General features: G+C 71.3%; 14 protein-coding genes. 2 read left to right on the plus strand and 12 right to left on the minus strand.

Going from position 1 to position 19,287, the window contains the following annotated elements; translation table 11 throughout:
• Positions 1-221: 221 nt before the first annotated feature.
• The 4 genes from FCH28_RS10900 to FCH28_RS10915 form a co-directional block, all read right to left on the minus strand.
• Complete coding sequence (locus tag FCH28_RS10900; protein ID WP_136739609.1) at positions 222-4,100, minus strand: Rne/Rng family ribonuclease; 3,879 nt, start codon at positions 4,098-4,100, stop codon at positions 222-224.
• 219 nt (positions 4,101-4,319) lie between these two features.
• Positions 4,320-5,123: a TIGR03936 family radical SAM-associated protein gene (locus FCH28_RS10905; RefSeq protein ID WP_136739610.1), complete on the minus strand. Its 804-nt coding sequence runs from the start codon at positions 5,121-5,123 to the stop codon at positions 4,320-4,322.
• Positions 5,124-5,216: 93 nt separating this feature from the next.
• Positions 5,217-6,404: a hypothetical protein gene (locus FCH28_RS10910; RefSeq protein WP_136739611.1), complete on the minus strand. Its 1,188-nt coding sequence runs from the start codon at positions 6,402-6,404 to the stop codon at positions 5,217-5,219.
• Positions 6,405-6,429: 25 nt separating this feature from the next.
• Entirely contained in the window at positions 6,430-6,993 is a 564-nt protein-coding gene (locus FCH28_RS10915; protein ID WP_136739612.1) for a GNAT family N-acetyltransferase, read from the minus strand.
• Between the two features lie 325 nt (positions 6,994-7,318).
• On the opposite strand from FCH28_RS10915, the gene FCH28_RS10920 reads away from it, so the two are divergent.
• On the plus strand, positions 7,319-7,588 hold the full coding sequence (locus FCH28_RS10920) for a hypothetical protein (protein ID WP_136739613.1): 270 nt from the start codon (positions 7,319-7,321) through the stop codon (positions 7,586-7,588).
• A 133-nt stretch (positions 7,589-7,721) separates the two neighbouring features.
• Here FCH28_RS10920 and FCH28_RS10925 read toward each other — a convergent pair whose 3' ends face one another.
• Both FCH28_RS10925 and FCH28_RS10930 read right to left on the minus strand, forming a co-directional pair.
• Entirely contained in the window at positions 7,722-9,671 is a 1,950-nt protein-coding gene (locus tag FCH28_RS10925) for a TIGR03960 family B12-binding radical SAM protein (RefSeq protein ID WP_136739614.1), read from the minus strand.
• 108 nt (positions 9,672-9,779) lie between these two features.
• Entirely contained in the window at positions 9,780-11,390 is a 1,611-nt protein-coding gene (locus tag FCH28_RS10930; protein ID WP_136739615.1) for a CYTH and CHAD domain-containing protein, read from the minus strand.
• A gap of 220 nt (positions 11,391-11,610) precedes the next feature.
• Here FCH28_RS10930 and FCH28_RS10935 point away from each other — a divergent pair, with 220 nt between their 5' ends.
• Complete coding sequence (locus tag FCH28_RS10935; protein ID WP_136739616.1) at positions 11,611-12,054, plus strand: ATP-binding protein; 444 nt, start codon at positions 11,611-11,613, stop codon at positions 12,052-12,054.
• Positions 12,055-12,093: 39 nt separating this feature from the next.
• Here FCH28_RS10935 and rodA read toward each other — a convergent pair whose 3' ends face one another.
• The 6 genes from rodA to ndk form a co-directional block, all read right to left on the minus strand.
• A complete protein-coding gene (rodA, locus tag FCH28_RS10940; protein ID WP_136739945.1) occupies positions 12,094-13,296 on the minus strand; it encodes a rod shape-determining protein RodA in 1,203 nt (400 codons plus the stop codon).
• Between the two features lie 11 nt (positions 13,297-13,307).
• Positions 13,308-15,461, minus strand: coding sequence for a penicillin-binding protein 2 (gene mrdA / locus FCH28_RS10945; protein WP_136739617.1), 2,154 nt, complete (start codon positions 15,459-15,461; stop codon positions 13,308-13,310).
• Positions 15,462-15,549: 88 nt separating this feature from the next.
• A complete protein-coding gene (gene mreD / locus FCH28_RS10950; RefSeq protein WP_136739618.1) occupies positions 15,550-16,284 on the minus strand; it encodes a rod shape-determining protein MreD in 735 nt (244 codons plus the stop codon).
• Between the two features lie 3 nt (positions 16,285-16,287).
• Complete coding sequence (gene mreC / locus FCH28_RS10955) at positions 16,288-17,220, minus strand: rod shape-determining protein MreC (RefSeq protein WP_136739619.1); 933 nt, start codon at positions 17,218-17,220, stop codon at positions 16,288-16,290.
• A gap of 237 nt (positions 17,221-17,457) precedes the next feature.
• Positions 17,458-18,477: a rod shape-determining protein gene (locus FCH28_RS10960; protein ID WP_003985182.1), complete on the minus strand. Its 1,020-nt coding sequence runs from the start codon at positions 18,475-18,477 to the stop codon at positions 17,458-17,460.
• A gap of 295 nt (positions 18,478-18,772) precedes the next feature.
• Complete coding sequence (gene ndk / locus FCH28_RS10965) at positions 18,773-19,186, minus strand: nucleoside-diphosphate kinase (protein ID WP_136739620.1); 414 nt, start codon at positions 19,184-19,186, stop codon at positions 18,773-18,775.
• Between the last annotated feature and the right edge of the window lie 101 nt (positions 19,187-19,287).

Here is a 19,287-nt window from a genome sequence, read left to right on the forward strand (position 1 = left end):
CTCTGATGCCAGCCGCTCACACGGGCTGGGAAAGGCCCGTGGAATCCGAGTGGACGAGCGGCCTCTCTCGGCGGACCGAGAGGTGTTTGCTCAGGGGTTTGGTGTCACAGACACCGACGGTCAAGGTTACGGGGCCTTGACCAGGGGGTCAAACCGGCCCCCGGGCCGCCGGCGGAGGGTTCCGCCGGCGGCCCGGGGGCCGGCCTCGCTGTCGCGGCCGCTCAGTCCTCCGTGGAGGCCGACACCGACGGCGGCGCGGGCTGCTCGGCGGCGGCGGTCTTCTTGGCCGCGGCCTTCTTGACGGTGCTCTTCTTGGCCGCCGTCTTCTTCGTGGTGGTCTTCTTGGCCGCGGCCGTCTTCTTGGCGGCGGTCTTCTTGGCCGCCGTCTTCTTGGCCGTGGTCGTCTTGGCGGCGGTCTTCTTGGCGGCCGTCTTACGGGTCGCCTTCTTCGCCGTCTTCTTCGCCGGTGCCTCCTCGGCGGCCTCCTCGGCGGCCTCCTCCGCGGCCTCCGAAGCAGCCTGCTCCGGGACCTCGACGGGCTCCGGCGCCTCGACGACCGGCTCGGCGGCCGTCTCGACAACCGGTTCCGTGACGGCCTCGGCGGCCGTGACGATCGTCGCGGCCTCCTCGGCTCCCTGGGGCGAACCCGCCGGAGCGGTCGCCTTGCGGGTCGCCCGGCGGCGCGGACGGGCCGGCGGCGCGGCCTCCGCGGCCGGCACCGGGACGGGCTCCGGCTCGGCGGCCGGCGCGGGCACCGGCTCGGCCGGCACCACGATCGCGGCGGCCTCCGAAGCGGCCTTGGGGGCGCCCGCCGGAGCCGACACCTTCCGGCTCGCCCGACGGCGGCCACGGCGTCCGGCGGCGGCCTCGGCCTCCGCCGGGCTGCTGAACCACTCGTCGGCACCGGCCACCGCGGGCTGCAGCTCGGCCTCCGTCACGGGGGCGGGCTCCAGCTCCGGCGCGGCCTCGACGGCCTCGGCCTCGACCTGCGGCTCCGGCCGCTCGCCGTTGGCCTTGCCTTCCTTGCCTTCCTTGCCCTTCTTCTTGCGCTTGCCGCCACCGCCGACCGCCGTCGGCTGGTCCATGTGGACGATGACGCCGCGGCCGTTGCAGTGCACACACGACTCGGAGAAGGACTCCAGCAGGCCCTGGCCGACCCGCTTACGGGTCATCTGGACCAGGCCCAGCGAGGTGACCTCGGCCACCTGGTGCTTCGTACGGTCCCGGCCCAGACACTCCAGCATCCGCCGCAGCACCAGGTCCCGGTTGGACTCCAGCACCATGTCGATGAAGTCGATGACGACGATGCCGCCGAGGTCGCGCAGCCGCAGCTGGCGCACGATCTCCTCGGCCGCCTCCAGGTTGTTCCTGGTGACGGTCTCCTCGAGATTGCCGCCCTGACCGGTGAACTTCCCGGTGTTGACGTCGATCACGACCATCGCCTCGGTCTTGTCGATCACCAGCGAACCGCCGCTGGGCAGCCAGACCTTGCGGTCCAGCGCCTTCATCAGCTGTTCGTCGATGCGGTACGTCGCGAAGACGTCGACCTCCGAAGTCCACTTCTGCAGACGGTCGGTGAGGTCCGGCGCGACGTGCGAGACATAGCCGTGGATGGTCTCCCAGGCGCCGTCACCGCTGACGATGACCTTGGAGAAGTCCTCGTTGAAGATGTCGCGGACGACCCGGACGGTCATGTCCGGCTCGCCGTAGAGCAGGCTCGGCGAGCTGGTGGACGCCGCCTTCGCCTTCTTCTGGATGTCCTCCCACTGCGCCTGGAGCCGCTCCACGTCACGGCGCAGCTCGTCCTCGCTCGCGCCCTCGGCGGCGGTGCGCACGATGACGCCCGCGTCCTCGGGGACGATCTTCTTGAGGATCTGCTTGAGGCGGGCCCGCTCGGTGTCCGGGAGCTTGCGGCTGATACCGGTCATCGAGCCCTCGGGCACGTAGACCAGGTAGCGGCCGGGCAGCGAGACCTGGCTGGTGAGCCGGGCGCCCTTGTGGCCGATCGGGTCCTTGGTGACCTGCACCAGGACGGACTGGCCCGACTTCAGCGCGGTCTCGATGCGGCGCGGCCCGTTGGCCATGCCCAGCGCCTCGAAGTTGACCTCGCCGGCGTAGAGCACGGCGTTGCGGCCCTTGCCGATGTCGACGAAGGCGGCCTCCATCGACGGCAGCACGTTCTGCACCTTGCCGAGGTAGACGTTGCCGACGTACGAGGTGGCCTGCTCCTTGTTGACGAAGTGCTCCACGAGCACGTTGTCCTCAAGGACGCCGATCTGGGTGCGCTCGCCGTTCTGGCGCACGACCATCACCCGCTCGACGGCCTCGCGGCGCGCGAGGAACTCCGCCTCGGTGATGATCGGCACCCGGCGGCGGCCCTGCTCGCGGCCCTCGCGGCGGCGCTGCTTCTTGGCCTCCAGGCGCGTCGACCCCTTGATCGACTGCACCTCGTCGGGGCCGGTCCCGGCTTCTTCCTTCTTACGGGGCTCGCGGACCTTGACGACCGTGCGCTCCGGGTCGTCGCCGGTGGCCTCGGCCTCGGCGGCCTCGCCGCTGCGACGGCGACGGCGACGGCGACGGCGGCTGCTGCTGGTGCCGCCACCGGGGTGCTCCTCGGCCGCTTCCCGGTCTTCCCGCTGCTCCGCGGCCTGCTCCTCGGCTTCCTCGGGCTCGGCTTCCGCGGCGGCTTCCCGGCCTTCGGCGGGCAGCTCCTCGGCGCCCTCCGCGGCCTCACCGCGACGGCGGCGGCGGCCGCCACGACGACGGCGGCGCGAGGGGCGCTCACCGGTCTCGTCCTCGGCGTGCGCGGTCTCGGCCTCGGCCTCTTCCTCGGCCTCGGCGGTCTCGGCGGTCTCCTCGAGCTCCGGCTCGGCGGGTGCGGCGGCGACCGGCTCGGCGGCCCGCTCGCCACGGCGGCGGCGACGGCGCGGGGCCGCGGGCTGCTCCTCCTGGATCTGCTCCGGCTCGGGCTCCTCGTCCCGGCGGGCCGCGGCGGCGGCAGCGGCGGCCGCGCTCTCCGGGGTCTGGAACATCGGCTCGGTGAAGACCGGTGCCTGGAAGACGGCGGTCGGCGGGCGCTGCGCCCGGCGGCGGCCACGCGCCGGCGCCTCCTGCGCGGGCTCCTCCTCGGCTCGCGGCGCCTCGGCGGCCGACGCGGCGGGCTCCGGGGCGCGCTCGGCACGGCGGCGGCTACGGCGCTTGGGCTCGGCGGGCTCGGTGGCCGCGGCCTCGGCGGCGGGGATCTCGACGGTTTCCTCGGCGGCCTGCGGCGCGCTCGCGGCGGCGGTCACCTTGCGGGTGGCGCGGCGGCGCGTACGGGCGGGCTTGGCGTCCTCCGCGGGCTCCGCGGGAGCGGTCACGTCCTCGTCGGCGACGGGGGCGGCCTGCGCGGCGGCCGGGGCCGTCACGGGGGCGGTCTCCTCGGCAGCGGTCTGCGGGGCACCGGCCGGGGCGGTGACCTTACGGGTGGCGCGGCGGCGGGTGCGGGCCGGCCGGGCCTCCTCTTCCTGGGCGGCGGCGGGGGCGGCGCTCTCGGCCGTCTCGAGGGCCGGTTCCGGGGTCTCGGCGACGACCGGCTCGGCCTCGCTCGCCTGCGGGGCACCGGCGGGGGCGGTGGCCTTACGGGTGGCCCGGCGGCGGGTACGGGCGCGCGGCGCCTCCTCCTCGGCCTGCGGCGCCTCGGCGGCGACCGGTTCGGCGGCGGCCGCAGCCGGTGCCGCGGCCGGGATCTCGACCGGCTCGGCCTCGACGGCCTGCGGGGCACCGGCGGGGGCGGTGGCCTTGCGGGTGGCCCGGCGGCGGGTGCGGGCGGGCTTGGCGGCGTCGCCGGAGGTGACCGCGGAGGCGGTGTTCTCGTCGGCGGCGGGGGTGTCCCCTGCTCCGGAAGAGCTCGGGGAGGGGTCCGCGGGTGCGGTGGCGCTGTCGGTGGCCTCGGCGGTCACGACCGTCGGCTCGGCGGCACCGGCCGCCGGCGGACCGGCCGGCCGGGAGGCCGCGCGGCGCCTGCGGCGCGGCGGCAGCGTGTCGCCGGGCGAGTGGTTGTCGTCGAAACCACGGTCCGCGGATTGCGTGGATTCATTGGGCTCAATGGGCTCGAGCATGCGGGCGGTTCTCCCGTCACGCTCCCGGGCGCCGCGCCTGATTCCGGCCGCGGTCCGCGTGATGTGCGCGGTCCCGCCGTCCGGGGCGTGGGCGCCGCACGGGAGCTGTCGTCTCGCTCGCCGGGCCCGTAGGCCGGGTACCGGCGAAAGTCTCCTGGTCAGTGCGTCTGCCGGACCGGGGTGGCTCCCTGGCTGATCGGCGACGCATCGACGGCGGTCCTACGCGGTACCTTCCCCGGAAACTGCCGGGGAGACCCCACTCGGCGCCTTCGCGGCACTCAGCCCGGCGGCCGTGGGTGGGGCGGCCGTGGCAGCGTCGCGGTCGGGCGCTAGCGGGTCGGTCACCGCGCCGGTCTCCTCATCGAGCAGCCCCTGCGCCAGCCTGGTCACCGCTGCGGGGACCGGCGGCGCCAGGTCGGCCGTAGCTCGGAGGCCGGACAGGACGTCGTCGGGTCGTACGGCAGGTGTCAGATGCCGAACAACCAGCCGCAGTATCGCACAGGCTTTGCCGTCGGGCCTATCGTCCTCGCGTCCGGCGGCCTCGAGGCGGGCCACCGCCGCGCGGGCGTCGAAGCCCCGCATGCCTTTCTTCGTCTGCCGCTCGACCTGCACCTCTTCGGCGGCGAGGAACGCCTCGACGGCCTGCGCGGCGGCTTCGCTCCCGACCCCGTCGAGCCGGATCTCCCACACGGAGGCCTGCAGCCGGTCGGCGAGACCGCTGGTGTGCGCCTCGACGGCGTCGATCACATCGAGGCCGGCCGGCAGCGACGCGTCCAGCAGCTCGCGGAGCTTCTCGGGATCGCGGCGCTCGGTGAGGGCGATCTCCAGATACTCGGCCTCGCTGCCGGTGCCCGTCGGGGCGGCGTTGGCGTACGACACCTTGGGGTGCGGGGTGAAGCCCGCCGAATAGGCCATGGGGACCTCTGCGCGGCGCAGCGCCCGCTCGAATGCGCGCTGGAAGTCGCGGTGGCTGGTGAACCGGAGGCGGCCGCGCTTGGTGTAGCGCAGTCGGATGCGCTGCACCGCAGGAGCGGGCGGCGGGCCTTCGGGCTGTCGCTTGCCCAGTGGTTCTTCTCCTTGGTGTGAGGGCGCTACGGGATCGTCGTCCCGTCCGGCTCACCCTTGGGTGGGCGGGGGAAGGTCGCGCCCGGACGTCTTACCTAGAGTACGTGCCGCGGTGGCCCCGGGTTCCCGGCGGGGCGGCGGCACCGCGGCGGGCGCGGGCTTCTCGGGGGCGCCGAAGAGGGCGCGTCGGAGCTCCTTGCGGGTCTGGCGGGCGGACTCGCGGGCGGCGGTCAGTGCCCGGCGGGTGGCCCGGCCGGTTTCGCGCAGGATGTGCCGTACCGGCCGCCAGATGCCGTCGCGGAGGCCGTGCCCGAGCGGGGTGAGGACGGTCCGGTAGGCCCAGCGGCACGGTTCGACGACGGTCCACCGCAGCAGCCGGCCGAGGAACCGGCCGACGGCGCGGGAGACGAAGCCGGCGGCCCGCCAGCAGTGCCCGAGCGCTTCGGTGATCTCGCGGACGACGACGGTCACGGCGGCGGCCAGCGCCCGGCCGACCGGAAGCAGTACATGGCGCCAGAGCGCGACGGCCGGCACGACGAGGATCCACCGAACGAGCGCGGCGACGACGGTGGCGACGCCCCGGGCAAGCCAGGCGACGGCCGCGCCGATGCCCCGTACGAGCCAGGCGACGGCCCGTCCGAGGGGCGTGAGCACATACGCGTACAGCCACTTCGCCGGGACGACGAGGAGATACCGCACCAGGAACGTCACCGGCACCACCAGCAGGTACCGGACGAGGAACGCCACGGCCGCGCCCAGGGCCCGCGCCAGCCACCTGAGGCCGTGCCCGAGGGGGGTCAGCACGTGGGCGTAGAGCCACACCGCGGGGACGACGATCAGATACCGGACCAGGAACGTCACGGGGACGATCACCAGATACCGGACGAGGAAGGACAGCGGGACGATCACGAGATAGCGGGCCAGGAACGTCACGGCCACCGCGATGCCGCGGCCTGCGGGTGCCAGGACGTACCGCCACAACGCCACCCATGGCCAGACGAACAGCGCTTTACCCAGCCAGAGCGTGGCGTCGGCGACCCGGGTCGCCAGCCAGGCGATCCCCCGGCCGACCGGGGCGAGCACCGTGCGGTTCAGTGCCCGCCCGCAGGCCGCCAGCACGTCCCAGATCATGCGCAGCGGCACGACGACGACCAGCACCACGATGCGGACGGGGATGCGGACGAGCCGTGTCAGACAGCCCTCGCCCGGCTCGTAGTGCTCGTGTCGGCCCCGTTCCATGCGGCGTCCCCCTGAACTCCGTACCTCAGCTGTGCTCGTGCGCCGGCTGCCGCTGGGTGTCGATCCAGTAGCGCAGCTTCTCGCCGCGCCGGTCCTCGAAGATGCCGCCGCATGCCTCGATGACCTTACGGGAGGCGGTGTTGGTGGTGTCGCAGGTGACCAGGACGGAGTCAAGCCCCCGTGCGCGGGCCATCGGTAGCGCCGCGCGCAGCATCGTGGTGGCGTGGCCGCGCCGGCGTGCGGTGGGGCGTACGTCGTAGCCGATGTGGCCGCCGTACTCGTGCAGGAAGTCGTTGAGGCGGTGGCGCAGGCCGAGGCGGCCGAGGTAGGTGTCGCCCTCGACGAACCAGAGGTTGGTGCAGGGCACATACGCCATGGGGCCGACGACCTCTTCGTCGACGAACGACCGCAGCCAGGCGGTGTATTCGGCGAAGACGGCGGGGTCGTGCCAGTCGGCGGCGTAGTCGCGTATCTCCCGGCCGACGGCCGAGCCGTCCTCCGCGCCGCCCCTGCCCTCGGCCTGGAATTCGGCCATGGCGGCGAGGAAGGAGGTGTGGACGCGGGTGGTGGGTGCGATGAGTTGTGGCATCGCCCCAGTGTGGGCGGGTATGCGCCGGCCCGGCCACCGACTTTTGCGGTGGCCGGGCCGAACTGCCTTGATTCCAGGGCTGGTTGAGGACTGAGCGCTACGTCACTTCCCCGAGAGCGGCAGCAGCTTCCTGCCGGTCGGCTGATCTGGATCTCGGTTTCGATCCGCGCCTGCTCGCTCGCGAACGCGGGTGGCGCGCCAGTTCCCGACGTTCAGGGAATCCGGCGCGTCATTCAGTGACTGCGAGATGTTTCATATTAGCCTTTCATAACTGTACGAAGTCGATCAGTCACGGATCGCATCTGCTCAAGTCACCGGAGATGAAATGCGCAAGCTTCGCAAAGCTGCTGTTGTGATCGCAGCCCTCGGCACCGTCGGCTTCCTCGGCGCCGGCACCGCCCACGGCCACGGCGGCCTGAATGCCGAGCAGGGCAGCTCCTGCCGATCGCACGACCTGAACGTGGACGTCCTGGGCGAGGTCGGAGTTCTCAACGGCCTGCTGGGCAGCGCGCTCAACGGCGAAGGCTCGCCCGGTGCTCAGACCAGCCACCTGGGCTCGACCATGGGCTGCGACAACAGCATCGGCGGCCAGTAAAGGGAAGGGTCCCGGCGTCCGCGTCACACGCGGGCTCCGGGACCCATTCCTTCCGCCGCGCCGGCCCCGACCTCAAAACGCCGGAGTCAGCGGCAGCTTCGTACGGGCGATCCGCCGTAAGGCATCGCTCACATCACTGGCCGTTTGCGAGGGTCGCGGGCTTCTTCACGGTCAGCGGCAGCAGCTTCTTGCCGGTCGGGCCGATCTGGATCTCGGTGTCCATCTGCGGGCAGACGCCGCAGTCGAAGCACGGGGTCCAACGGCAGTCCTCGACCTCGGTCTCGTCGAGGGCGTCCTGCCAGTCCTCCCAGAGCCAGTCCTTGTCGAGGCCGGAGTCCAGGTGGTCCCAGGGCAGGACCTCCTCGTACGTCCGCTCGCGCGTGGTGTACCAGGCGACGTCGACGCCGAACGCGGGCAGTGTCTCCTCGGCGGCCTTCATCCAGCGGTCGTAGCTGAAGTGCTCGCGCCAGCCGTCGAAGCGGCCGCCGCCCTCGTAGACGGCGCGGATGACCGAGCCGATGCGGCGGTCGCCGCGGGAGAGCAGGCCCTCGACGATGCCGGGCTTGCCGTCGTGGTAGCGGAAGCCGATGGACCGGCCGTACTTCTTGTCGCCGCGGATCTTGTCCCGGAGCTTTTCGAGCCGCGCGTCGGTCTCCTCGGCGGACAGCTGCGGCGCCCACTGGAACGGGGTGTGCGGCTTGGGTACGAAGCCGCCGATGGAGACCGTGCAGCGGATGTCGTTCTGCCCGGAGACCTTGCGGCCCTCGGCGATGACGTTGACCGCCATGTCGCCGATCTGGAGGACGTCGTCGTCGGTCTCGGTCGGCAGACCGCACATGAAGTAGAGCTTGACCTGCCGCCAGCCGTTGCCGTAGGCCGTGGAGACGGTCCTGATCAGGTCCTCTTCGGAGACCATCTTGTTGATGACCTTGCGGATCCGCTCGCTGCCGCCTTCGGGGGCGAAGGTGAGGCCGGAGCGGCGGCCGTTGCGGGTCAGCTCATTGGCGAGATCGATGTTGAAGGCGTCGACACGGGTCGACGGCAGCGACAGACCGATCTTGTCTTCCTCGTACCGGTCGGCGAGGCCCTTGGCGATGTCGCCGATCTCGGTGTGGTCCGCGGAGGACAGCGACAGCAGGCCGACCTCCTCGAATCCCGTGGCCTTCAGCCCCTTGTCCACCATGTCGCCGATGCCGGTGATGCTTCGCTCCCGTACGGGACGCGTGATCATGCCGGCCTGGCAGAAACGGCAGCCGCGGGTGCAGCCACGGAAGATCTCGACCGACATCCGCTCGTGGACGGTCTCGGCCAGCGGGACGAGCGGCTTCTTGGGGTAGGGCCACTCGTCCAGGTCCATGACGGTGTGCTTGGAGACCCGCCACGGGACGCCGGAGCGGTTGGGGACGACGCGGGAGATCCGCCCGTCGGCCAGGTACTCGACGTCGTAGAACTTGGGGACGTAGACGCTGCCGGTCCTCGCGAGGCGGAAGAGCAGCTCGTCGCGGCCGCCGGGCCGGCCCTCGGCCTTCCAGGCGCGGATGATCTCGGTGATCTCCAGGACGGCCTGCTCGCCGTCGCCGACGACCGCGCAGTCCAGGAAGTCCGCGATCGGCTCCGGATTGAAGGCGGCGTGGCCGCCCGCGAGGATCAGCGGGTGGTCCTCCGTGCGGTCCTTGGCCTCGATCGGGATGCCGGACAGGTCCAGGGCCGTCAGGAGGTTGGTGTAGCCGAGCTCGGTGGAGAAGGAGACGCCGAGCACGTCGAACGCGGAGACCGGGCGGTGGGCGTCGACGGTGAACTGCGGCACCCGGTGCTCGCGCATCAGCGCTTCGAGGTCCGGCCAGACGCTGTAGGTGCGCTCGGCGAGCACGCCCTCCTGCTCGTTGAGGACCTCGTAGAGGATCATGACGCCCTGGTTGGGCAGCCCGACCTCGTACGCGTCGGGGTACATGAGTGCCCAGCGGACGTCGCACTCGTCCCAGGGCTTGACCGTGGAGTTGAGCTCTCCACCGACGTACTGGATCGGCTTCTGCACGTGCGGGAGCAGGGCCTCGAGCTGTGGGAAGACCGACTCGGCAGACATCTCTGGACCTTCGTTGCTGGCAGGGGCGACTCACAAGCGTAACCCGACCGGAGTCGCCCCTCGCACGGCCGGCGATCTTGCCGGGCGGTGCGGCCCGGTGACGCCGGACTACCGCTGGAGCGCGTCCCGGTGCTTGCGGCGGGAGACCTTCTTCCACAGGACCGGCAGCTCCCGCTCCCGGTCGGCCGCCAGGGCCTCCTCCCGGCCGTAGAGCAGCCCGAAGGTGAAGCCGCCCTCGCCGGCGTGCTGGGCCTGGGTGGCCAGGTCGCGGAGGGTGGTGCGGGCCACGACGCTGTCCTGGTGGTCGCCCAGCAGCTGCTGCACCTTCTTCGTTCGCCTGGTGAACTTCTTTGCCGGTTTGCCGAGCGCCGGGGTGGCCGCCTCCGCCGCGTACCGGGTGCGCTTGGCCGCCTTGCGGGCGTTGTGCAGCGCCACATCGCGCGTGGTGGTCCCGGGCGGGGCGTCCAGCGCGGTCTCCACCCGGCCGGCCAGCCGCGCGTAGTCCTTCAGCACGGCCGCCGACATCACCTGCGGCGCGGGCCGGCCGGCGGCCTTCTTCAGCGGCGGCTCGTCCAGGAGGGCGCGCAGGGTCTTCAGCAGCGCCAGGTAGCGCTCCCCGTCCAGTACGGCGAGCAGGTCCTGCCGCGACCCCTGGCGGCTGCGCTCCTCCCAGATCCGCAGCCGGGCCGCGACCGGCCCGAGCCGCAGCGGCCCCGGCACCTCGGCCAGCCCGGCGCGCAGCCGCTCGGTGAGCACCTCGCGGTCCCGGTCGACGCCCAACTCGGCCGCCAGCCACTTGAGTTCATCGCCGATGGGGCCGGTGGCGGCGCGGTCGAGGACCTTCGCATAGGACCGGAAGGCGCTGCGCAGACGACGGGTGGCGACCCGCATCCGGTGGACGGAGTCGGGGATGTCGCGGCGTACCGCGGGGTCCAGTTCGACGATGGCCCGGACCTGCTCGCGGACGTAGCGCAGGACGATCTCACCGGCGGTGGGGCCGGCGGTCGGGGCCGGCCCGGTGGCGTCCGTCGTCTGTTCGGCGCGGCTTTCGGCCGGTCCGCGCGGCCCGGTCTCGTCCAGGGCGCGGGCCAGCTTGGACGGCGCTTCGGCCGGGCGGGCGCCGGCGGCGACCAGCAGCCGGCCGACCTCGTCGAGGAGGCCGGTGCCGTCGGCTCCGTGCTCGTCGCCGGTGAGCTCCACCTCGATCTCGTGCCAGCGGGCCTCCCCGGCCTCCCCGGCTTCTTCGGCCGTGCCCGGCTCGCCCGCCTCCGCACCCGGTGGGCCGGCCCGCCGGGCCCACACCGCGTCCTCCGCCACCTCGGCGAGCGGTGCGCCGTCGGCGTCCTGGAGCACCCGGACCGTGCGGCGCGTCCGCAGCCGTACGACGGGGGCCAGCTCCCGGTCGAGCACCCGCGACCGGACGAGGACGGTCAGCTCGCGCGGCGGCGCGTCGGACAGCGGCGCCCGCACCTCGTCCCGCACCCCGGGCGCGACGGGCAGTTTGAGGTGCCAGCCGGCGTCGGTGCCGCCGGTGCGGCGGCGCAGGGTGATGCCGTCGGCGGCGAGGCGCTGGTCGGCGGTGTCGTAGTACGTGGCGTCCAGGGTCGAGACGCCCTGTTCCACCACGGCCGCGACCCGGTCCACCTCGGTCAGGTCGGGCAGCTCGGTGGTGTCGGTGGCCTCGTACTTCCGCTCGACTTCCCGCACGGTGTCCGCCATGAGTCGAATCTAGTCACCTGTCCCACTGACGACCAGCCTTGCGAGCGGCCTTGCGAGGGTCCGCCCGCGCAGGTGACGGCCGTCAACGCGGAAGGCCGGGACACCCGGGAGAGCGAGTAGCCCCGAGGACACACCGTGAATTACGGTGTGTCACTCGTCGTCCACGCAGGGTGATATTCGCTCTGGCGCTCACTCGACCCCTTCGGGGAGGGAGAAACCCGTGCACCCATTCACCGCAACAGTCGCCCGGAAGCCCATCCGTATCTCGGCGGGCGCCCGCCCGTACCTCCTGACGGCACCGAACCAGCCCACCGCACCGAAAGCCGCCCGCGACTTCGTGCGGGCCGTATTGAGCCGCACGAACCTTTCACCTCTCCTGGACACCGCGATCCTGCTCACCTCGGAAGCGGTCACCCACTCCCATCTGCGCGCCCCGGAGTCGACGGACATCCTGCTGCGCATCCTGACCACCGACGACGCCCTGCGGATCAGCGTCCACGACGAGGCGCCGGCCGACGTCCCGGTGCCGGCCGGCGAGCTGGGCCACTGCCTGCTGCTGCTCGGCCACCTCGCCGACCGCTGGGGCACCACGCCCTTCGAGGGGCCGGCCCGTTCCACGTCCCTGTGGTTCGAGCTGTACGCGGACGGCGCGGGCAGCGCATAGCAGGGCACGTCGGCGGCCCGGGGGCCGCCGCCTTCGGCCTCAGCGCGAGGCCGAGACCGGCCGCTGCACCCTGATCGACTGGAGCAGTCCGATCGCGATCCAGACGGCGAACATCGAGGTGCCGCCGTAGGAGACGAACGGCAGCGGAAGGCCGGTGACCGGCATGATCCCGAGGGTCATGCCGATGTTCTCGAAGGACTGGAAGGCGAACCAGGCGATGATGCCGGCGGCGACGATGGTCCCGTAGAGCTCGGTCGTCTCGCGGGCGATCCGGCAGGCGCGCCACAGGACGACGCCGAGCAGGATGATGATGAGGCCCGCGCCGAGGAAGCCGAGTTCCTCGCCGGCGACGGTGAAGATGAAGTCGGTCTGCTGCTCGGGGACGAACTGGCCGGTGGTCTGGCTGCCGTGGAAGAGGCCGGAGCCGGTCAGTCCCCCGCCGCCGATGGCGATGCGCGCCTGGTTGGTGTTGTAGCCGACGCCGGCCGGGTCGAGGCTCGGGTTGGCGAACGCGGCGAACCGGGCGATCTGGTAGTCGTCGAGCAGGCCGAGCTGCCAGATCGTGAGGCAGCCGATGACGCCGGTGCCCAGGAGGCCGAGGATCCAGCGGTTGGAGGCGCCGGAGGCGAGCAGTACGCCGAGGATGATGGCGCCCAGCACCATGACGGACCCCAGGTCCGGCATGAGCATGATGACGGCCACGGGCACTGCGGCCAGGCCGAGGGCCTGGACGACGGTGTAGTGGCCGGGGTGCTGCCGGTCGCCCGCGTCGACCCGGGAGGCCAGCAGCATCGCCATACCGAGCGTGATGGTGATCTTCGCGAACTCGGCGGGCTGGAGGGAGAAGCCGCCCGGGATCGCCAGCCAGGAACGCGAACCGTTGATGGTGGCGCCCAGCGGAGTGAGGACGAGCAGGGCCAGCACGACGGACATGCCGTAGAGGATCGGAATCGCGCCGCGCAGGGTGCGGTGGCCGAGCCAGATCGTGCAGCCGGCCAGCGCCAGCCCGATGCCGGTGTTCAGCAGATGGTGCAGGAAGAACTGGTACTGGTCGCCATGGTTGAGCTCGATCCGGTTGCGGGTGGCCGAGAACACCAGCAGCGAGCCGATGAGGGACAGCGCGACGCAGCACAGCAGCAGCGTCCAGTCCAGCTTGCGCAGGACCGAGTCGCGGGCGGTGAGCTTGCCCCAGGTACCCAGTTCGGGGCTGTAGCGGCGTACGGAGAACGCGCGGGGGATCATGCGGCTGGTCGTCACTCTGGGCTCCCCGATGCGGACGGCGACGGCTTCGGCGCGACATACGGCTTGAAGGGCTGGGCGACGATCGTGCCGTCCGGCTCGATCTTGGGCAGGGTGGCCTGCGGCTTCGGGAGCAGGGCGGCCTTCGGGTCGAGGTCGCCCTTGTCGTTGAGCCCGTAGATCGCGTTGTAGATCTTGCGCACGGCCGGGCCGGAGGCGCCGGAGCCCGTACCACCCTGGGAGATGGTCATGACGATCGTGTAGTCCTTGGTGTACGTCGCGAACCATGACGTCGTCTGCTTGCCGTAGACCTCGGCCGTACCGGTCTTGGCGTGCATCGGGATCTTCTTCTGGGGCCAGCCGCCGAACCGCCAGGCGGCGGTACCGCGGGTGGCGACACCGGCGAGGGCGCCGTCCATCTGGGCCAGGGTCTTCTCCGTCACCGGCAGCCTGCCGTGCGACTGCGGCTTGATGTGCCGGATGTGCTTGCCGTCGGGGCTGATGACGGCCTTGCCGACGGTCGGGTTGTAGAGCGTGCCGCCGTTGCTGATCGCGCCGTAGATGGTCGCCATCTGGATCGGGGTGACGAGGGTGTCGCCCTGCCCGATGGCGTAGTTGATCGAGTCGTAGGCGTGCAGCTTCATGCCTTCGAGGCAGTTCTCACGGGCGAGCTTCGTACCGAAGTCCTTCTTCTTGGGCCAGGACTTGGCCTGCTCGCACCAGCCGACCTTGTTGGCCTTCCAGAAGTCCTGCTTCCACTGGCGGTCGGGGACCCGGCCGGTGACCTCGTTGGGGAGGTCGATGCCGGTCTCCTTGCCGAGGCCGAACTGGTGGGCCGTCTTGTAGAACCAGTTCTTGGCGGCCGGCTTCGGCTTCATCCCGCCGTCCCGCCGCCACTCGTCGTGCGAGAGCTTGTAGAAGACGGTGTCGCAGGAGACTTCCAGCGCCCGGCCCAGGCTGATCGCGCCATGGCTCTGCGACTCGAAGTTCTTGTACGTCTGGCCATCGGCGGTGTAGGAGCTGCCGCAGGGATAGCTGCCGTTGAACTCGTAGCCGGCGTTGACCGCGGCGGCCGTCGAGATGACCTTGAAGATCGAGCCGGGGGCCGCCTGCCCCTGGATGGCGCGGTTCAGCAGCGGATAGTTGGAGTTCTTGCCGGTGAGCTTGGCGTAGTCCTTGCCGGAGATCCCGCCGACCCAGGCGTTGGGGTCGTAGCTGGGGTTGGAGGCCATCGCCACCACCCGGCCGGTCTTGGCCTCCATGACGACCACGGCGCCCGCGTCGGCCTTGTAGTTGGTGCCGGTGTTGCGGTCCCGCTCCTTGCGGGCGTCCTTCATCGCCTGGTCCAGCTCCTTCTCCGCCACGCCCTGCACGCGGGCGTCGATGCTGGTGACGACGCTGGAGCCGGCCTCGCCCTTCTCGCTCCTGGACTGGCCGATGACCCGGCCGAGGTTGTCGACCTCGTAGCGGTTCACATGGGCCTTGCCGCGCAGTTCGCTGTCGTACGTGCGCTCCAGCCCGGACCGGCCGATCTGGTCGGAGCGCAGCAGCGGCGAGCTGCTGTCCTTGGCCTTGTTGATCTCCTCGTCGGTGACCGGCGAGAGATAGCCGAGAACCTGGGCGGTGTTGGCCTTGCCGGGGGCGCCGTAGCGGCGGACGGCGGTGGGCTCGGCGCTGATGCCGGGGAAGTCCTCGGAGCGCTCACGGATCTGGAGGGCCTGCTGGGTGGTGGCCTCGTCGGTGATCGGGATCGGCTGGAAGGGGGAGCCGTTCCAGCAGGGCTGCGGGGTCTTGGAGTCGCAGAGCCGCACCTTGTTGCGGATCTCCCGCTCGGACATGCCCAGCACCTTGGAGAGCCGGCCGAGCACGGCCTTGCCGTCGTCCTTCATCTTCAGCAGCTCGGTGCGGCTGGCGGAGACGACCAGACGGGTCTGGTTGTCGGCCAGCGGCACGCCGCGCGCGTCGAGGATGGAGCCGCGGGTGGCGGGCTCGATGACCTGCTGGACGTGGTTGCTCTTCGCCTCGTTGGCGTACTCCTGGCCGTTGCGGATCTGCAGGTACCAGAGGCGGCCGCCGAGGGTGAGCAGGAGGGAGAAGACCAGGATCTGGATCGCGATGAGACGGACGGTCACCCGGGAGGTCCGGCCCGAGTCCGAAAGGTTGCTCACAGTGCCCCCACTGAATGTCCGTTGGCCCGGTGACGGGCTCGCTCGGCGGTCGCCGGCCGCGACGCGCCCGTTCGCTCGCTCCGCTCACTCACAGCCGCTTGACCCCCTTGATGCGGGAGGCCTTCACCCGCGCCGACTTGCCGAGCAGTCCGCTGCGCTGGCTGCCGATCCGGGGCACGCGGGACGTCCGGCCCACCCGTCCGGCCTTGAGCAGGCCGCGGCTGCCCTTGAGGCCGCTGCCGGGCATGAGCCAGCTGTAGGCGGCCTCGCGGCTGCCGGCCGAGCCGCCCTGGCTGCCGGCGCCGTCGCCGGTCAGCGCGTCGCTCTCGGTCTTGCGGGCCAGCGCCATCACCAGCGGGACGGTGAACGGGGCGAGCAGCAGGTCGTAGAGGGTGGCGCTGAGCAGCAGACCGCCGACGCCGACGTGCCGGGCGGCGGTGTCGCCGACGAGCGAGCCGACGGCGGCGTACAGCAGGGTGGAGCCGACGGCGGCGCCGAAAACGGCCACGAGGGGGATCGTCGCGGAGCGGTGCCGGCCGGACTCGGGCCGGGTCAGTCCGGCGGCGTAGCCGATGACGCAGAGCACCAGGGCGTAGCGGCCGATGGCGTGGTCGGAGGGCGGTGCGAGGTCGGCGAGCAGGCCGGCGCCGAAGCCGGTGAAGGCGCCGCCGACATGGCCGTAGACCAGGGCCAGACCGACCACGACGAGCAGCATCAGGTCGGGTACGGCGCCGGGCAGTTGGAGCCGGGCGAGGATGCTGACCTGGATGACCAGGGCGACGACCACCAACGGGGTGGCGAGCAGGATCCGGTTGATGCGCATCGGTCAGCTCCTGGGAGAAGCGCTCGCGGAGGGGGTGGCCGTGACGGTGACCGTCGGCGTCGGCTTCGGTTTGGCCGGTTTGGGTGGCAGGACGGTGTCGCGCGGGTCCTCGCGGGGCGGCAGGACGACGACGCCGACGATGTCGAGCTGGGAGAAGGCGACGTAGGGCCGGACCTGGAGGGTGCGGGTCAGATCGCCGTTGGACGGTTCGACCTTGACGACCTGGCCGACCGGTACGCCGGGCACAAACGGCTTGTCGGCGCTGGAGCCGAAGGTGACCAGCCGGTCGCCCCGCTTGATCGGGGCCCTGCCGTTGAGCAGCTCGACGCGCAGCGAGCGGCCGCCCTGGCCGTTGCCGAAGCCGATCTCGTTGGTCTTCTCCATGCGGGTGCCGACGGTGAAGTCCGGGTCGTTGGCGAGCAGCACGGTGGCGGTGTTGGCGCCGACGGTGGTGACCCGGCCGACCAGCCCGTCACCGTTGAGGACGGTCATGTCGCGGGCGATGCCGTCGCGGGTGCCGGCGTCGATGGTGACGGTCCAGGAGAAGCCCTGTGCCGCGCCGATGGCGATGACCTGGGCGCCCTTGATGCCGTACTGGCCCTGGCCGGCGGTCTTGAGCATCTTGTCGAGCTGGGCGGCGCGGCTGCGGTTGCGGTCGGAGGACCCCAGCTTGGCCTTGAGAGCGGCGTTCTCGTGCTCCAGGCGGCTGATGCGGGTGTGCCGCTCACCGGCGTCGCGGACGGCGCCCACGGCGTTGCCGACCGGGTCGACGATACGGGCGACGCCGCTCTCGACCGGGCCGAAGGCGGAGGCGGCGGCCTGCCGGGCACCGTCCAGCGGGGACTGTTCACCGCCGCGGATATCGACCGTGATCAGCGCGAACGCGATCGCGACCAGCAGCACCAGCAGCAGCCGGCTCTCTCGTGTGTCCCTCACGTGCGGCGGCCGTGTCCTTCCTCGTAGGACCGGCCGGCTGCGGGCCCGCGCCGGTCTCGTTCGGGAGTTGAGCGTTGTGCCTGTGTGTGCGGTGCCCGGCGATGAGGCGTCAGTGCACCGTGTTTGTCGGCTTGTTGTGCCTGTATATCAGCCGATCGCGCAGTACGAATCAGCCGTTGCTCCGAACGCCGGTGCCCCGGCCCGGCGGACGTCGCGGCCGCCGGGCCGGGGACCGTGCTACCTGCGCGGCTGGGAGTCGAGGACCTGCTGGAGGGCCTCGAACTCCTCGACGCACTTGCCGGAGCCGAGTGCGACGGAGTCGAGCGGGTCCTCGGCGATGTGGATGGGCATACCGGTCTCGCGGCGCAGCCGCTCGTCGAGGCCGCGGAGCAGGGCGCCGCCTCCGGTGAGCACGATGCCGCGGTCCATGACGTCGCCGGACAGCTCCGGCGGGCACTTGTCGAGCGTCGTCTTGACCGCGTCGACGATGGAGTTGACCGGTTCCTCGATGGCCTTGCGGACCTCGGCGGCCGAGATGACGACGGTCTTCGGCAGGCCGGAGACCAGGTCGCGGCCGCGGATCTCGGTGTGCTCGTCCTGCTCCAGGTCGTACGCCGAACCGATGGTGATCTTGATGCTTTCGGCGGTGCGCTCGCCCAGCAGAAGGCTGTACTCCTTCTTGATGTGCTGGATGATCGCGTTGTCCAGCTCGTCGCCGGCCACCCGGATGGACTGGGCGGTGACGATCCCGCCGAGCGAGATGACCGCGACCTCGGTGGTGCCGCCGCCGATGTCCACCACCATGTTGCCGGTGGCCTCGTGGACCGGCAGGCCGGACCCGATCGCGGCGGCCATCGGCTCCTCGATGATGTGCACCTGGCGCGCGCCGGCCTGGGTCGACGCCTCGATGACGGCGCGGCGCTCAACTCCGGTGATTCCGGAGGGGACGCAGACGACCACCCGCGGGCGGGCCAGATAGCGGCGCTTGTGGATCTTCAGGATGAAGTAGCGGAGCATCCGCTCGGTGATCTCGAAGTCGGCGATCACGCCGTCCTTCAGGGGCCGTACGGCGACGATGTTGCCGGGCGTCCGCCCGATCATCTTCTTCGCCTCGGCACCCACCGCCAGGATGCCGCCGGTGTTGGTGTTGATGGCCACGACCGACGGCTCGTTGAGGACGATTCCCCGGCCCCTGACGTACACCAGCGTGTTGGCGGTCCCGAGGTCGACAGCCATGTCACGGCCGATGAACGACATGTTGTTCCCCATGAGGATACGTCTGGCCTTCCCAACTGGAGCGAATGCTTACTGGAGGTCGGCAGGAGGTGATGCGCTGTGAGGCGCGGAAGCCCCCATCGTAGTTCGTAGTCTCACCCACTCGAACACCGTGGGAGGCTGTTCCGCCATTGTCAGCCGTACACGCACCCGCCACCCTTAATGGTGACGACGTGTCGTGAAGATGCGTTCCCCCGATCGTGGCTCATATGCCAAAGGGCGACCGATGTTTTTTTCGGTCGCCCCTGGTCACGAGGGGTATACAGCTGATGAATAGTCAGGAAATCCCGGGGAAGAAAATCTTGATCTCGCGCTCGGCGGACTCTTCGGAATCCGAGGCGTGGATCAGATTCTCCCGGGTGATGGTGCCGAAGTCCCCACGAATGGACCCACTCGGTGCGGCAATCGGGTCAGTCGGACCGGCGAGCGCCCGCACGCCCTCGATGACCCGCTCGCCCTCGACCACCAGCGAAACCACCGGACCGGAGGACATGAACTCCACCAACGGCTCATAGAACGGCTTGCCGACATGCTCGGCGTAGTGCTGCTCCAGCAGCCCGCGGTCCAGCGTACGCAGCTCCAGCTCGCTGATCGTCCAGCCGGCCTTCTTCTCGATACGGCCGATGATCTCGCCGATCAGGCCGCGGCGAACGGCGTCGGGCTTGAGAAGGACGAGCGTGCGCTGGCTCACGAAGGGACTCCCTGTATACGACACGGTCAGCGGGTGCACTGAGGTTACAGGGACGGGTCACCGGCACCGGCGGCGGGCACCCCCAGGCACCGCACCCGGAA

Source organism: Streptomyces piniterrae, from assembly GCF_005048155.1.
GTDB lineage: Bacteria > Actinomycetota > Actinomycetes > Streptomycetales > Streptomycetaceae > Streptomyces > Streptomyces piniterrae.

Coding starts and splice junctions, on each gene's coding strand:
- FCH28_RS10900 (WP_136739609.1), bottom strand. CDS start 4,100: ATGCTCGAGCCCATTGAGCCCAATGAATCCACGCAATCCGCGGACCGT.
- FCH28_RS10910 (WP_136739611.1), bottom strand. CDS start 6,404: ATGGAACGGGGCCGACACGAGCACTACGAGCCGGGCGAGGGCTGTCTG.
- FCH28_RS10915 (WP_136739612.1), bottom strand. CDS start 6,993: ATGCCACAACTCATCGCACCCACCACCCGCGTCCACACCTCCTTCCTC.
- FCH28_RS10920 (WP_136739613.1), top strand. CDS start 7,319: ATGCGCAAGCTTCGCAAAGCTGCTGTTGTGATCGCAGCCCTCGGCACC.
- FCH28_RS10925 (WP_136739614.1), bottom strand. CDS start 9,671: ATGTCTGCCGAGTCGGTCTTCCCACAGCTCGAGGCCCTGCTCCCGCAC.
- FCH28_RS10930 (WP_136739615.1), bottom strand. CDS start 11,390: ATGGCGGACACCGTGCGGGAAGTCGAGCGGAAGTACGAGGCCACCGAC.
- rodA (WP_136739945.1), bottom strand. CDS start 13,296: ATGATCCCCCGCGCGTTCTCCGTACGCCGCTACAGCCCCGAACTGGGT.
- mreD (WP_136739618.1), bottom strand. CDS start 16,284: ATGCGCATCAACCGGATCCTGCTCGCCACCCCGTTGGTGGTCGTCGCC.
- FCH28_RS10960 (WP_003985182.1), bottom strand. CDS start 18,477: ATGTCGTTCATCGGCCGTGACATGGCTGTCGACCTCGGGACCGCCAAC.